The sequence below is a fragment of the Ralstonia sp. R-29 genome (assembly GCF_049913345.1).
GTDB lineage: Bacteria > Pseudomonadota > Gammaproteobacteria > Burkholderiales > Burkholderiaceae > Ralstonia.
The window spans coordinates 1,380,451-1,395,222 of record NZ_CP184378.1; the positions used below are offsets into that span (position 1 = coordinate 1,380,451).

The 14,772-nt window shown below is 64.5% G+C and carries 13 protein-coding genes; 2 read left to right on the top strand and 11 right to left on the bottom strand.

Going from position 1 to position 14,772, the window contains the following annotated elements:
* Positions 1–13: 13 nt before the first annotated feature.
* On the bottom strand, positions 14–1,264 hold the full coding sequence (locus ACN9M1_RS23385; RefSeq protein WP_426399232.1) for a phosphatidylserine decarboxylase family protein: 1,251 nt from the start codon (positions 1,262–1,264) through the stop codon (positions 14–16).
* A 197-nt stretch (positions 1,265–1,461) separates the two neighbouring features.
* Here ACN9M1_RS23385 and ACN9M1_RS23390 point away from each other — a divergent pair, with 197 nt between their 5' ends.
* Positions 1,462–1,641: a hypothetical protein gene (locus ACN9M1_RS23390; RefSeq protein WP_426399233.1), complete on the top strand. Its 180-nt coding sequence runs from the start codon at positions 1,462–1,464 to the stop codon at positions 1,639–1,641.
* Positions 1,642–1,736: 95 nt separating this feature from the next.
* Here the strand turns inward: ACN9M1_RS23390 and ACN9M1_RS23395 are convergent, their stop codons facing one another.
* The 10 genes from ACN9M1_RS23395 to kbl all read right to left on the bottom strand — a co-directional run bounded on the left by ACN9M1_RS23395 (position 1,737) and on the right by kbl (position 14,076).
* Positions 1,737–2,036 (bottom strand): hypothetical protein, encoded by a 300-nt coding sequence (locus ACN9M1_RS23395; RefSeq protein WP_426399234.1) that lies wholly within the window; start codon positions 2,034–2,036, stop codon positions 1,737–1,739.
* 253 nt (positions 2,037–2,289) lie between these two features.
* The gene (locus tag ACN9M1_RS23400; protein ID WP_426399235.1) at positions 2,290–2,520 is read right to left on the bottom strand and encodes a hypothetical protein; all 231 of its coding nucleotides are present in this window, start codon (positions 2,518–2,520) and stop codon (positions 2,290–2,292) included.
* Positions 2,521–2,943: 423 nt separating this feature from the next.
* Positions 2,944–3,930 carry a poly-beta-1,6-N-acetyl-D-glucosamine biosynthesis protein PgaD gene (locus ACN9M1_RS23405; RefSeq protein WP_426399237.1) on the bottom strand — a complete coding sequence of 329 codons (987 nt, stop codon included), beginning with the start codon at positions 3,928–3,930 and terminating at the stop codon, positions 2,944–2,946.
* Positions 3,927–5,204 (bottom strand): poly-beta-1,6-N-acetyl-D-glucosamine synthase, encoded by a 1,278-nt coding sequence (gene pgaC / locus ACN9M1_RS23410; RefSeq protein WP_426399238.1) that lies wholly within the window; start codon positions 5,202–5,204, stop codon positions 3,927–3,929. The genes ACN9M1_RS23405 and pgaC overlap by 4 nt, the downstream gene beginning before the upstream one ends.
* 1 nt (position 5,205) lies before the next feature.
* Positions 5,206–7,374, bottom strand: coding sequence for a poly-beta-1,6-N-acetyl-D-glucosamine N-deacetylase PgaB (pgaB, locus tag ACN9M1_RS23415; protein WP_426399240.1), 2,169 nt, complete (start codon positions 7,372–7,374; stop codon positions 5,206–5,208).
* 71 nt (positions 7,375–7,445) lie between these two features.
* Positions 7,446–9,890 (bottom strand): poly-beta-1,6 N-acetyl-D-glucosamine export porin PgaA, encoded by a 2,445-nt coding sequence (gene pgaA, locus ACN9M1_RS23420; RefSeq protein WP_426399241.1) that lies wholly within the window; start codon positions 9,888–9,890, stop codon positions 7,446–7,448.
* 72 nt (positions 9,891–9,962) lie between these two features.
* On the bottom strand, positions 9,963–10,895 hold the full coding sequence (locus ACN9M1_RS23425; protein WP_426399242.1) for a LuxR C-terminal-related transcriptional regulator: 933 nt from the start codon (positions 10,893–10,895) through the stop codon (positions 9,963–9,965).
* A 580-nt stretch (positions 10,896–11,475) separates the two neighbouring features.
* Positions 11,476–11,769 (bottom strand): hypothetical protein, encoded by a 294-nt coding sequence (locus tag ACN9M1_RS23430; protein WP_426399243.1) that lies wholly within the window; start codon positions 11,767–11,769, stop codon positions 11,476–11,478.
* A 100-nt stretch (positions 11,770–11,869) separates the two neighbouring features.
* On the bottom strand, positions 11,870–12,859 hold the full coding sequence (locus ACN9M1_RS23435) for an NAD-dependent epimerase/dehydratase family protein (protein WP_426399244.1): 990 nt from the start codon (positions 12,857–12,859) through the stop codon (positions 11,870–11,872).
* Positions 12,859–14,076: a glycine C-acetyltransferase gene (kbl, locus tag ACN9M1_RS23440; RefSeq protein WP_426399245.1), complete on the bottom strand. Its 1,218-nt coding sequence runs from the start codon at positions 14,074–14,076 to the stop codon at positions 12,859–12,861. The genes ACN9M1_RS23435 and kbl overlap by 1 nt, the downstream gene beginning before the upstream one ends.
* Positions 14,077–14,163: 87 nt before the next feature.
* On the opposite strand from kbl, the gene ACN9M1_RS23445 reads away from it, so the two are divergent.
* The gene (locus tag ACN9M1_RS23445; protein WP_426399247.1) at positions 14,164–14,772 is read left to right on the top strand and encodes a helix-turn-helix domain-containing protein; all 609 of its coding nucleotides are present in this window, start codon (positions 14,164–14,166) and stop codon (positions 14,770–14,772) included.

Sequence of the window (14,772 nt, forward strand, 5' to 3'; positions counted from 1 at the left end):
ACGTGAAGCTGCGCTAGCGGGCCCACGCCAGCGCTGCGTTGACTTTGACGGGCGCGGTATCGTGCGAGAACGGCGGCTGCACCATAAACGCATCGACCACGCCCGGCGCAAAAAACAGGCAGTACGTCGATCCACCGTACTGAAAGAAGCCAAGCTCCTCGCCCTTGCACACGTGCTGTCCCGGTGTCACGTCGATCACGCATGACGACACCTCGGCCATGCCGACGAACACACAGCCAATGGTGCCCATGGCGGGGTCGTCGCACGCAATGGTGATCACCGCGCGGGCCGCCATGGCGGTGCTGTAGCCCTGCGAATCGTTGAGCCCTCCTGGGTCCGCACCTTCCGCCTCCACGCAGGAGTAGTAGGTGCCGTCCAAGTGGTAGGCATCGACAATCGTGCCGCCCACCGGGGCGTGCCAGCGGTGGTAGTTGTAGGCACTTAAGAACGCCTGATACACGCATCCGTCCACGAACTGCTGCGCGATCTCCAACTTGCCGGGCCCGAAGACGTCACGCAACGAATACGGCTGGGCCTTGATCCAGAATGCGTCTTCCAGGCGCGTGCCATAGCGGATGTTGTAGGGCGCGGCTTCGCACGCGCTCACGATCAGCTTTGGGTCGTCGTCGCCTGCCACCGGCCGTGCATCTGCGCGAAAACGGCGCGTGAAGAAATCGTTCCACGACGCAAAGCCCCAGTACGGCTGCCTGCGGTCGCACACAAACTGATCCATGCCGACGCGCTTGACGGCCTCCGCGCAGAACCAACCACCCGGCGACTGCGTGTTCAGATACGCGCGCGAATGCGGGCCGCTCAAGAAGCTGCCCCATCCCAGCAACACCGCCTTCAGGGCGGCATTGAAGCGGCCATCGCGAAACAGCGCATACCCCGACGGCATGCACATCAGCCAGTCCAGCAGCGCGTTGAGCGGGCACACCACCAGGCTCGATTCACTGAAGCGCGGTGCGCACGTCACAACGTGGTCGATCGCCAGCATCAGCTCCGCAGGGTTGCTGTAGCCGAGCACGTAGCCGTTGGCTTGCGCCTCTTCAATGGCGCGCGTCAGATGCATACGCAACATCGGGTCCGAGTCGATCAACTGTGCCAATGCCTGCACGGTGGCCGAACCGGGGGCACGACGTTGGCGCGCCAGCGCCTGCGCCACCAGTTCCTGACGAAACGCGCCGAGCTTGGCTTCAGGCTCGGGCAGCCATGCGCCCAGGCGGCGGCGCCGCTCCAATGGCACGGTCGATGGGGGTTTCAAATGCCGCTCCTTTTGATTCGGATTCAACACGGCCCAGGCTTGCCTTCATGGCTGGCCTGTGGCCTGGGTTCTTCCGCAGATGATCGGGGAGTTAGCAAGCGCAGTTCCCGCGCCGTGAGACGCGCAGCATACGACGGCCGGCATGATTTCTGCGCCTCACTGGTCTCCGGAAACGCATGCGACAGCAGAGGTGCGAGATGAACCCCAGCGAACCGAATTCCACCCAACCCGCCCCCGGTGATGAAGCCGAACCGGGCACCACCGGCACCGGTGAGGCGGTCTGCCCGGACTGCAATGGCACCGGGCAACGCAACGGCAACCCATGCCCCACGTGTGAAGGCATGGGCAAGGTCATTCAGGGTATTGGGGGTGGTTAACTAGGCGGGGGCGAAAGACGTCGCCTGGAACGAGGCCGGCGCGGCCCGCGCGACATCGTGCGCGGGCCTATGGACGAAGTTCAGCAGCATGGGGCTCAATGCGGCTCCATCCGCTCACGCTGTTCGTGCCGTTCGTGTTCCTCATGTTCTTCGTGCGCGCGGCGCTTGATGGCCTCGCGATCGTGGCGCAGTTCACGGCGTGCGTGCTCGAGTTCGCGGTGTTCGCGATGCTCGTCGTGGCGTTGCTCCATCCGCTCGGCGTGTTCCATGCGCTCGGCGCGTTCGGCGCCTTCATGGTCGCGGTCCATATCCGGCCGGGGTGGCGGCATCGGCTGGGCGAATACGGTGCCGGCAACCGCCAACAGCGCGGCAGCAAGTGTGGCTTGGGCTTTCATGGTGGCTCCTCTTGAGTTGTCTTTGGATGCCAGCCGCCGGGTGTGCAAGCGATCGCCAACGCAATCGCGTTCAAACCCAGAGGTGGCATCTGCAACTCAGCAAAAACCTCGCCCCATGCAGCGCGCGGGGCAGGCTTGGGCCACTTGCCGTGTGTTTCCGTTTGTATCGGCGCACGCGCACATCACCCATTGCCTGGGCGACGTGCCCAGACGATGCAGACGGCGTGCGGAAAAAACCGGTAGGAAGGACAGTTCAGTGCGGCACCGCAGCCACGCGGCGCACGGCTGTGCGCACGTGCCCGGAAGCCTTGAGGAACACGTAGCCCTGCAGCGTCACCCGGGCGTAGCAGTGGTCGGGACCACGGCGTTCCAGTGTGACGAGCTGACGCTCGATCAATGCCTCAACATCGGCGCGGTCCAAGTCCGCGGCTTCGGCACCCTCGTTGACCAAGAGCAGAACGGCAAATTCATGGGGACTCAGCACAGTTGTCTCCAGCTTTGATTGTGTGTCGCGTGCGGCGCTTGCGACGGAGGGCTTGGTTCACTGACAGCATGAGCACTGCAAGGGAAAGAGAGAGAGCCGATGGACTCGCTTGCAGGAGAACCCAGCATAGGCAGGCGCGCGTCGGCAATCAAGAGGGCTCCGCGCCAGTTTGCGCAACAACGCGATGCCCGCGCCGGAGATTGCTGCTCAACAAGCGTTTGCTGTGCCGTGCCGTGCACTGGCGGCAACGATTGCGCACCGCATCAAGACGTTCCCTTAATCCTTATGCGTTAGCGCTTGGGAAGGGTGCAACGGCTTGCAATCGCGCAGACAAAAAAACGCCCCGGTGACACGCACACCGGGGCGCAGGGGGCGTCGGGTGATATCGGCCCCTCTTATTCTCTGCGGTCGCTTAACTGACGCTCAATGGTCGCTGGCGACGATATTGGCGCGGCGCCCGAAGCCGTGCAGCGGATCGATGTGCTCGGTGCGCTCCAATGCGGCGTAGGAATCTTCGAGCTGCGCGTGTGCGCCAAAGGCGTGGAGGCTGCGGCGGCGTTCCGTGGATCGGTCCGCCACTTGTACTGCAGCGCGGCCATGCACGACTGCACTCACGCCGCCATAGTGGCGCGCCATGCCGGGGCGCATGGCAAAGGACTGCGTAGGCGCGGGCGGTTCCACCCAATCGTTGCGGCCAAGACGGCCGCGATAGCCAAAGCGGTGAAAGCCTGCGGCCTCTGCCGTCGCCTCGTCGACCGCCTTGGCCACAAGATGCGGCTGCGGCTGTGGTGTTGGCAACTTGGCTCGGCCCAGCGACGGCTCGGCGCGGTCGAGGCGCTCCAGCACGATGACTTCGCTGGTGGCAAGCACCGGTTCCTCGGGGTCGTATTCCGGGCTGCGAACGAACGGCGTGGGCGGCGTGGCAGTGCCCTCGGGCGCGGCGCGGCCGGTCCACTCTTGCCATGAGCGCACATGCGTGATGTCGCCGTCGTCATCGTGGTCGACCACCAGCAGGCGCGTATTGCGCGGGCGTTGCCAGGCCGGCTTGCTCGCTTGCAAGGCCGCACGCGACGCTGCTGCCATTGGCGTCAGTGTCGGGGCCTTGGTACTGGCCATCTTGCGGCGGATGGCGCGATCCATCCGCGACAGCACCATCCACACCACCAGAACGCCACCCATGCCGGCAATGATGTTGCCGTACATGCGCAGTTGCTCGAACGGCAGACCACTCGGGCCCACACTGCTGATCGAGTAGCCCACATACAACCCCAGCATCCCCCAGATCGAGATCACCAGGATGGGCCGGACGATGCGGAACCACAGCACGTGGTGCAGCGTGCCGACAATCCCCTTGTCGGAAAACGACTGTCGGATTGAATTACGTGAAACGTCAATGACAAGCATGGTCATGGCGAATTCCCCTGTTGTTGTACGCCCCGGTCGGGGCTAGTCCAGCGAGCACGTGCACGCGTGCGTTGAAAGGCGACAGCCGGAAAGCCGACCACCGTGGTGATGAGGTTGAGAATCCAGAACGCCACCGGGTACCAGACGGTGTCGATGAAGTAGCGCAGGATGCCGTCGTCGTAGCGGCGGTCGATAAAGCAGCCGATCAGCAACTGCAGCACGCATGTGATGAACAGCAGCGTGCCGTGCCAGCGCGGGAACGCCTCCATGCGCCATTCCGCCGGCATGTCGATAAAGAACCCCGCCACCGACCATGTGATGACGAACAACATGTTGTACGCCCACACGACCGACAGTGCGTATTCAAAGAAGATCGGCCACATCATCGATTGCCGGAGGGACAGCATGGCCGGCGCGTACTTGATGAGCGCCTGGATGCCGCCCTTGGCCCAGCGCAGGCGCTGCTTGTAGAGGCCGCGGAAGGTTTCCGGCATCAGGATCCACGACAGCGCACGCGGCTCGTAGCGGATGATCCAGCCGCCCACCTGCAGCTTCCAGCTGATGTCGATGTCTTCCGTGAGCATGTCGTTGCTCCAGTAGCCCACGTCTTCAATGGCGTGCTTGCGGAACATCACCACCACACCCGACACCGTCAGCAAGCGGCCATACACCTGCTGCGTCCGCTTGATCAGCCCCACGATCGACGAGAACTCGCCCACCTGCATGCGCCCCAGCAGCGTGGAGCGCGTGCGGATGCGCGGGTTGCCGGTGACGGCGCCGATGGTCGGGTTCTCCATCAGGTGGCGGATCATCCAGGCAATCGCATCCACGTCGAGGATCGAATCGCCATCGATGCACATCAGGTATTCGGCGTCCGTCACCTGCGCGGCAGTGGTGAGGCCAATCGCCTTGCCCTGGTTGGACGACTGGTGGATCACCAGCAGTTGCGGATACTGCGCGGCCAGCTCGTTCAGCCGCTCGCCGGTGCGGTCGGAGCTGCCGTCGTTCACGGCGATGATGTCGTAGTTGGGATACCGCATGCGCGCCAGGTGGCTGACCACCTCGCGCACATTGGCCTCTTCGTTGTAGCAGGGCACGATGATCGATACCTTGGGGTAGCTCTTCACGCCCAGCAGCGCCAGCGGATGCTGAATGTGGCTGGTGCCGCGCTCCAGCAGGAAGTAATGCAGCAGCCCCCCGATCATCCAGAAATACGACATGAAGAACGGGTAGTAGAAAACGAAGCCGGAGATCCAGCGTTTGACCAACAACGGGTCCATGTCAGCCTCCGGCCTTGTTGGTGGCGCTGTTGCCGGCTCTAGGCGGCGTGGCCGCTTCGGTCACGGGCTTGTGCTCCGCTTCCGCATGGGTCGGCTGGTCTGGTGCCGGCACAGAAGAGCTGTTGAGCTTCTCGACACTGCCCGTGTTGCCGCCCGGCGGCTTGCGCGTCTCGATGTACGTCTTGAGCGACATCACCTCACGCAGCACTTCGGTATCGGGCCTGCCGGCGATGAAGTCATCGGGGTAGTAGCCGTAGTTGAGGGCACCTGCCGAGCGCAGCGCGCGCATCTGGTCACGCAGCTCGGTGGTCGGGATCGGCTTGTCGTTGTTGCGCCAGTCCACGGCCTGCAGCTCAAAGATGGTCTTCTTCAGGCCGTCCTTGTGCTTGGCCACAGCGGCCGTCAGCTTCTTCATCCAGTCCTTCGGGTCCTTGGCCTCTTCCATGTACGGCATGGCTTCAAGCGCCACGTAGTCGTACGCCTCCAGGAAGTCGTCATAGCTCTGCGCCGTCCAGGTTTCGGCCTTGGGGTCGAGCACCGGGCCCGCGAAGATGTTGCGCGCAGTCAGCATGTCGCGGCCGTTCTGGTAGCCCTGCGCCACCGAGATCAGCTCCTTCGAGAACGAAATCAGCGCGGCGGTCTTGGCACGCGTCCACTTCTGCATCAGCTCGGGCGACTGGCGGATCTGGTTGATGTCACCCGGCAGGCCCATGGCCTCGTAGGCCTTGAGCGCGGCGGGGCTGGCGTCTTCGTAGTCGTCGAGCACGCCATCGTCGTGGAACAGGATGCCGTCGATGGTCGCGTTCTTGGCCAGGTCTTCATAGATGTCGCGAATCATCTGACGCGCCTGCGGATCGAACGGCGACAGGCGCGGCGGCTTGACTGTGCCCGGCTTCTGCGGCGCACCCGGCAAAGACTGCACCAGATGTGTCGCAGCGGGGTTCTTGTCCGGCAGCTTGTACGACAGCATCGGCAGCCATGCATACACCTCCACCTTGGCGCGCGTCTTCAACTGCCACGACACCCGCGAGAAGAGGTCGGCACGCATCGGCATGTGGCGGTTCGGGAAGTACACCGCATCCACCGCACCGTTGCCCTTTGCATCGGCAAAGGCCTGCAGATAGACCACGCGCGGCGCCAGGTCCTTGATGCGGTCGATCAGCTTGCCGAGGTTGGCTTCCTGTTGCTTCGGGTCCGGGTCGTAGATGTAGTCCATATCGACATGCACCACACGCTGCACCGGGTTGATCATGCCGTGGTGCGTCACGGGCTCGCGCAGCGAGCGCTCGAGGTCGCCCGTGTTGGTGTCGTAACCCATCAGGCTGCGGCGGATGGCGGTGAGCGGCACATCCGGCGTGTTCGGGCCCGGCTCCAGCGTGAGCATGTACTTCAGGCCCACGTTGGCGGCCTCCTGGTCAGCCAGCAGGTTGTGGGCGCCATACGGCCACACCACGGTCTGCACCTTGGCGCCGACGTTCTTCTGAATGATGTCGATGCTGTGCTGCAGGTCGGCCCGCACGCGCTTGCGGTATTCGTCGTCGGTTTCATACCGGCCAAGCTTGGGCAGATACTCGTGCGTGGTCGCAGTCGGCATCTCGTTGCCCTGGGGGTTACCAAGCGCGCCGTGGTGCATGTCGTGTGTGTGCGTGGCGAACTCGGCCAGACCCGAGGCCTGCATCTCGCGGATCTGGTTCCAGTTCATGAAGAAATCGCGGTCGACGATCTGCGTGTTCGACAGCTTGATCTTTGCCCCGGGCGGTGCATTGGTCCATTCCGTCACCAGGCCGAACACGGCCGGGAAGCGGAACTGCTTGAGCAGCGGGAAGACCTTCGTGTAGTGGCTCTCATAGCCGTCGTCGAAGGTCAGCAGGATGGGCCGCTTGGGCAGCGGCTTGCCGCCTCGGCGCGCCTCGTCAATCTGCGCCAGCGTGACGGGGTGATAGCCGTTGGCCTGGATCCAGCTGAACATGTTCGTCAGCATCTTGGTATCGACGGCAAACGCATCGGGCAGCGTCTCGAAGCTGGCGCGCAGGTTGTCGCGAATATCGTGAAAACACAGCACGCGGAACGTCTTGCCGTCCTCGGGATCGGGCTTGGGCAGGAAGTCGACCTGCAGGGCGGCGGCCGGACGCACTGCCGCAAGGAAGGCCAACATCAGGGCCAACGCCATCCTTGGCGCCATCCAGGCGAAGAATCGTCGCAACGACGGTTGTCGGGAAGCTTGCATGGGCATGAGCGCAATCAAAGCGGAATATTGAGGTTCAGGTACAGGAACTTGCGGTTCTCGGGCTGGCCGTCGTAGCGGTGCCGGCCAAAGCCGATGCCGTAAGAGACCTGCGTCTTGCGGTTGATCTGCCAAACGTGCTCGAGCCGCGCTTCGTACATCGGGCTGTTACCGAACGACTGCTGGTTGTACATGCCGCCCGTCAGGTACACGCGCTGCGTGAACGACTTGTCGGCATAGCGCCAGGGCGTCCACGACCAGATGGCGGTGGCTTGCCCGCTGTAGTCGCGCGAGGGGCTGAAGTAGTTCAGGCCCGTCATGGTGTTGCGGCTCGTATCGGCACCCAGCAGCACACCCACCGTGTGCCGGGGCGACACGAACAGCTGCTGATAGAAGTTGGCGCCCCAGCGCTGGCGGAAGTTGTCGTCGGTGTAGCGCGACACGCCGTACGTGAGCGATGCGTAGCGCGTTTCATCCCACGTGTAGCGCACGTTGCCGCTGATGGTCTTACCCGTCACGCCCACCTGGTAAGCCTTGTAGGGCACCTCCAGGTCGTCGTTGGTGACCATGCCCGAGACCTTCCAGTGGTCGCTCGGTATCCATGTGGCATCGAGCGTGCCGCCGGTCTTGCCGGCCGAGCCGACGGACTGGTGCACCTCGCCGTTCACCTCGACGCCCGTATCGAACCACTGCAGGCCGGCGCCATTGCGCACGCGGCTTTGCGAGGTGCCATCAAAGTTGGCGCGGCCCGAGAAGTTGTGGACGAACAGCCGATAGTGATCGGCAAACGGGCCGCTGTAGGCCTTGGTGTCAATGCCGAATTCATTGTTGGCGAACACCGAATTGCCCTTGTCCGCCGTCGACTGAATGACGAGCTGCGGGCTCTGGTACACATCCAGATCCTTGCGCAGCGCATGCACCGAGCCGTTCTCCGGAAAGCGCTCGTCGAGCCCGTTGGCGACGTCCTTGGCGGTCTTCAGGTCGTCCACCGCCAGCGATGCGCGGCCATAGCCGGCCACCACGCTCAAGTCATCCGGGTGTTCGGCCAACGCGGTCTTGTACATCTCGCGCGAGCGGTACGGCTCGGCCTGCACCATCGCCCCATCCGCACGCGCGCTCACGAGCGAGGCGGCAAACGGTGCCTCGTGCCGCCACTTGTCCATCTCGGAAATCCCCTGGTGCGTACGGCCGGTCAGCACTAAGTACTGCGCTTCCAGGCGTTTGACGCGCGAGAAATCCGGGTTGGGCGTACCGGCTTCGGGCGCCAGGCGCACGTACTCCGGGTTGTCGGCCTTCATCTTGTCGAGCAGCGCGCGCGCGTCTTCAAAGCGGCCGGTGTCGAGGTAGGCATAGAACAGGCCTTCCTGCACGTCGCCCGTTTCGATCTCGCCGGGGCCGGCATCTTTCAGTGCCTGCGCGTAGGCGGCAGCGGCCTTGTCGGGCGTATCGAGATACCCATACGCGTCGCCCGCCGCCACGCGGGTGTAGGCGGGCACCTTGCCGGATTGCGACATCGCCTCATAACGCTTGACGGCATCCTTCATGCGCCCGCGCGAGGACAGCGCCACCACCTCGTCCGCGACGATTTCCTGGCGGAATTCTGCGTTCTCGGGCGTGTCGGGCACCTTCTTGAGCAGGGCTTCGATCTCGGCGACTGCCTGGTCGATGATGACGAAGCGCTCCGGCCCGTTGATGACCTTCAATTGCTGACGCCCCCAGCGGATGCGCTGTGCAGCGGCGGCATGGTCGACGTGCCACGACTCGCTTTCCTTGAACCAGTCGGGGTGGTCGCGCAGGTGCTCTTGTGCCAGCGTGGCCGCGCCCTCGCGCGCTTCGCGCATGACTTCGTCGTGGAAGGCAGCGCGGTCGGTTGGCATGGGGCCGGCAGGCGCGTTCTCGGGCGGATTGCCGGCAGCGTGCGTGGCAGCGGCGTTGGCCGCCTCGGGCGACACTTGCAGCGGCTCGAGCGCGCCCGGCCCCTGTGCCGTCGGGCCAGACATGCTTGGGGCTGGCGACATGGTGGGCGCCGGCGCGGCCGCATCCGGAGACGGCGCGCCCGGCGGCAAGATGACCGTCGGGGACGGCGCTGGTGCGGGCGACGCCAAGGGTGCAGCATCGGCAGGCATTGGCGCGGGTGCCGGGGTGTCAACTGCCGCCGGCACCGGTTGCTGCGCAATCAACAGCGTGCTGGCCGGTGATGCAGGCAGGCCATCATTGCTTGCGCTCGCCACGGTGGCGGGCGCGTTGAATTGCGCGTCGATCAGGTGCCGGGGGGTGGCGTCGGAGGCGGCGTTGGAGGCATCGTCCGAGGCGGCATGCGCCAGCATGGGGGCGGTGCCGACCACCACCACGGTGGCGGCGGCAATGGCGCAGCGGCGCGGATGCCGGCGCGGGTCCCAGCCTGCAGGCGCGCAAACGCGCTCCGCCGGCAGGGTCCGGAAGGTTGGCTCGTGGGCTGTCATTGTTGTGGTGTCCAGTGAGCGGCGCGTGCGTGTGCACGCCAGCCGCGTTGCATCGAAGCGGCCTGTGGCGGGTCAGCCCAGGCGAGCGGTGCCGTTAGCGGCGCGCACAGGCGTGCGCAGCGGCTGAGCGGGGCCCACGCTGCCAAACGCACGCGTCATGGCGGCCCAGCGGGACTCTGCGCCCAGTTCGGCTGCGGCGGCCACGTTTGGCGCCCCAGACCGGGACGGCGCCATCACCGCATCGGCAACCGTGGCATCGGTGCGCGGCGCGGCATCGGCCATCTCGACAAACACGTCGGCCTCCTCAGCAGTCTCCACCGTTGCGGCCAGGGTGGCAGCCGTGCCACCTTGCAGCTCCAGCGGAATCCCCAAGCGCATGGCGGCATACACCGCTTCGCTCTTGTTGCGCACGTTCAGGCGGCGATACAGCGTGCAGGCGTGCGTCTTGACGGTGGCTTCCGAAATGCCCAGCAAACGCCCCACGCCCTTGACCGAATGCCCGCGTGAGAGCAACACCAGCACCTCGTACTGCCGCAGTGACACATTGAGCCGCTGCGCCGCTTCCGCAGCGTTGAGCGCCAGCATCGGGACTGCGGCGCCCGTCGTGCGCGGCGCCAGCGGGGGATACGACTGGCCCCCGGCCAGCACCAGCCGCAGCGTTGCCAGCAACACCTCGGGCGACTGGCTCTTGGCCACGTAGGCGTCTACACCGCACGTCATGGCAACGTGCGCTTCTTCGAGTGAGAGGGACGCTGCCAGCAACACCACGTGGCGCGCCTCGCTGCTGGCAATGGCATCGCGCAGCTGAGCGGCATCAACGGGGGCATCGGCTTCGTCCAGACCGACGACGAGCAAATCCGCACGCACGTCAGCCGGTTGCAGTTCGCCTGGCTCGCCCGCTGGCAATGCGGGTGCAGTAACGTCCAGGCCCAGGGAGGGATGCGCGAGCAGTGCGCTAAGTCCGGCTCGCAGCAACGGATGATTCTCCAGCAGGACTGCTTTCATGGTTTCCTCGTTTTCTTGTGAAGCGATTCCGATCACGCGCGCAAGCGCCCACCGCGGCAGGCACACATGCGCGCAATGACCGTCGAAACCCCGGGACCATCCGAGAAAAGCGCCGTGTCACCCGCGCAGCAGACACAATCGGCGGCGGGGACGAGCGAAGTGCGAATGCCGTGGGAACAGGCCGGATTCGCTTATAGGAAGAACATTGTTCTGCGCGTGGCGCGAGGTGACTTACTCACCTTGCTCACGCAGAGTGACCGCACGACATGGAGCAAGCATCGGGCCAGGACCGTGCAATGCAACATCTGCTTACACTCACGGCACAAAAATGGCCAGGCTGAAAGTGCTGAAGAGCCGCCGCCGCAAAGGATTGCGGGGCACCGAGAACGTTTGCTGCGCTGCCGCATAATCACGCCGTTCTGTAACGATTCTGTTACGAACACGAGACGATGCGACGGCCGGCCCGATCATGCGATCGGCCGTCGTCTGAACGTTTTTACAACCTGTTTTAAAACTTACCGAGCGAGCGGATCGCCGGAGCACAGGAAGTGGCGCGGTGCGTACCTGGATGCGCGCGCCGTCACGGCTTGCGACGCATGGCAAAGAGAAAAAGACTGTCGACGGCGCCGACTATGAATAGCAGGCCCGCTGCTGTGTGCAGCATCCAGGCGCCTTCGGCAAACGGTAGCGCAATCGGCGTGTGCGGAATGGCCCCCACCACGCCGGCCACCACCGACATGCGGACGACCGGCACCCACCACGTGCGTTGCGTGGGCGCAGGGTCGTCGCGATGGCGCGGCGCCGGGTCAGATGACGCAGAACGGTCTTCGGGCGTCGGACAGGGCATGCGGCGGGTGCGGAAAGTGGCGGTCATGCTGCATTGTTGGACACAACCGACCCAACCGATACCGCAAGCAGGCGGGGCGATTGGCCGCATTTGGCTGCATTGCTTGCCGCCAATCGCATCCCGCAGGTCAATGTGCGTCGTGCGTCTCGCTCGGCACGGCCAGGTGCGCAAGGTTTTTCAACATGTCGACCGTCATTTCCGCGACGCCATATTCCGGCTGCCAACCCCAGTCGCGCCGCGCAACGGCATCGTCAATGGAGTTGGGCCAGCTCGCGGCAATCGCCTGGCGGAAGTCCGGCGCGTACGTCACTTCAAACGTCGGGCGATGCCGGCGGATTTCCGCCGCCAGCTCCGCAGGTGTAAAGCTCACGCCGGCGAGGTTGTAACTGCCGCGCTCGGTAATACGCTCGGCCGGCGCTTCCATCAGCTCGATGGTGGCGCGCACGGCGTCGGGCATGTACATCATCGGCAGGGCCTCGTCGCTGTTCAGGAAGCACGCGTAGCGCTCCCCCTTCACAGCCGAGTGGAAGATGTCGATGGCGTAGTCCGTGGTGCCGCCGCCGGGGGCGGTCTTGTACGAGATCAGCCCCGGGTAGCGCAGGCTGCGCACGTCGATGCCGTGGTGCTCGAAATACCAGCGGCACCAGCCCTCGCCCGCCAGCTTGGAGATCCCATAGACCGTCTTGGGCTCCATGATCGTGCTCTGGGGCGTGTTGTCAGGCGGCGTGGTCGGGCCAAACGCGGCAATCGAACTGGGCCAGAAGATGCGCTCAAGGTTGTGACTGCGCGCGGCTTCCAGCACGTTGAGCAGGCCATTCATATTGAGCTGCCAGCCCCACGTGGGCGACTGCTCCGCCGCGGCGGACAACGCCGCCGCCAAGTGATAGATCTGCGTGATGTTGTGGCGCTCGATGATCTCGCGCAACTGACCGCGGTCCGTCACATCGAGCATTTCGTGGCGAATTTGCGGGTGGCGGCCCTTGGGGACCATGTCGCTGGTCACCACGTTGTTGTTGCCGTAGCGCTCAGCCAGCGCGGCGGCCAGCTCGGTGCCCAATTGGCCGTTGGCGCCGATGATGAGGATGCGCGGCGTAGTGCCGCTGGTGCCGGTGCTCATCAGATGATCCCCAGTTCCTTGCCAGCCGTCTCGAACGCCTTGAGCGCCGCATCCAGTTGCGCGCGTTCATGCACCGCGCTGATCTGCACGCGGATGCGCGCCTGCCCCTTGGGCACCACCGGGTAGAAGAAGCCGATCACATACACACCCAGCTCCAGCAGGCGCTTGGACAGGGCCTGTGCCTTGTTCGCGTCGTACACCATGATCGGCACGATGGGGTGCTCGCCCGGCTTGATGTCGAACCCCAGTTCGACGATCTTGCGGCGGAAGTAGAGCGCGCTGTCTTCCAACTTGTCACGCAACGCGGTGTCGGCTTCCAGCAAGTCGAGCACCTTGATCGACGCCCCCACGATGGACGGGGCCACCGTATTCGAGAACAGATACGGCCGCGAGCGCTGGCGCAGCAGCGCCACCACTTCCTTGCGCGCGCTGGTAAAGCCGCCCGACGCCCCGCCCAGGCCCTTGCCCAGCGTGCCGGTGATGATGTCGATTTTGCCGAACACGCCACGGTGCTCGTGCGAGCCGCGCCCGCGCTTGCCCAGGAAACCCGTGGCATGGCACTCATCAATGCCCAGCAGCGCGCCGAATTCGTCACAGATGGTGCGGATTTCGTCCAACCGCGCAATCGTGCCGTCCATCGAGAACACGCCGTCCGTGAAGACCAGCTTGAAGCGCGCGCCGGCCGCATCGGCCGCCTGCAACTGCGCGCGCAGGTCTTCCAGATCGTTGTGCTTGTAGCGATAGCGCTGCGCCTTGCACAGGCGGATGCCGTCGATGATGGAAGCGTGGTTCAGCTCATCGCTGATAACGGCGTCTTCGGCGCTGAGCAGCGTCTCGAACAAGCCGCCGTTGGCATCGAACGCCGATCCATACAGGATGGTGTCTTCCGTGCCGAGAAACTTGGCCAGGCGCGCTTCCAGCGTCTTGTGCAAGTCTTGCGTGCCACAGATGAAGCGCACCGAGCTCAGGCCAAAGCCGTGCGTGTCCAGCGCCTCATGCGCCGCCTTCAGCACCTCGGGGTGCGACGACAAACCCAGGTAGTTGTTGGCGCAAAGGTTGATGACCTCCTTGCCATCGTCTGTGCGGATCACGCTGCCCTGCGGCGAGGTGATGATGCGCTCGGTCTTGTAGAGACCGGCTTCCTCGATGGCTTCCAGCTCGCGGCGGATATGCGCGTAGAAAGCGTCGGTGGAAGCGGCGGCTTGCGTTGTCCCCATGGTGCTCCTCCTGTAGACTGCGTTGATCGATAAATCGAACAAGTTCGATATATCGAATAATTTGTTCAATTTACAAGAACCCAACCGATGGCACAAGCCCCCGCCACCGCTCCCCTCACCCAACCGCTTGCCGATGGCCCCCCGGCTGTTGGCGCCAAGCTGCAGGCGCTGCGCCAGGCACGCAAGTTGTCGCTCGATGAACTGTCGCGCCGCGCTGGCGTGTCCAAGTCGATGCTCTCGCAGGTCGAGCGCAACCTCGCCAATCCCACGGTTGCCGTGCTTTGGCGCTTGGCCACCGCGCTGGGCGTGGGGTTGGCGGATTTCCTGTCGCCCGAAGCAGCGGCGGATGCCGCGCCGGCCGTAACAGTCATCCCGGCACACTCCATCCCAGTCATCAAAAGCCCAGATGGCAAGTGCGAATTGAAGATTCTGGGCCCCGTGGAGCTGGCGGCGCGGTTTGAGTGGTATGAGCTGGCGATTCAGCCGGGCGGTGTGCTGGCGTCTGAGCCGCATGAGGCGGGCACGAAGGAGCACCTATCGGTGCTCAGCGGCACGGTGACCGTGCAATCCGGCCCGAGTGAGAAGAAAGTGCGACACGGGGAATCGGCGCGCTACCCAGGTGATGTGCAGCACGCGATTTCGAATGCCGGGAAGACGGTGGCCACGGCGTTGTTGGTGGTGGAGTCTGCGCAATAA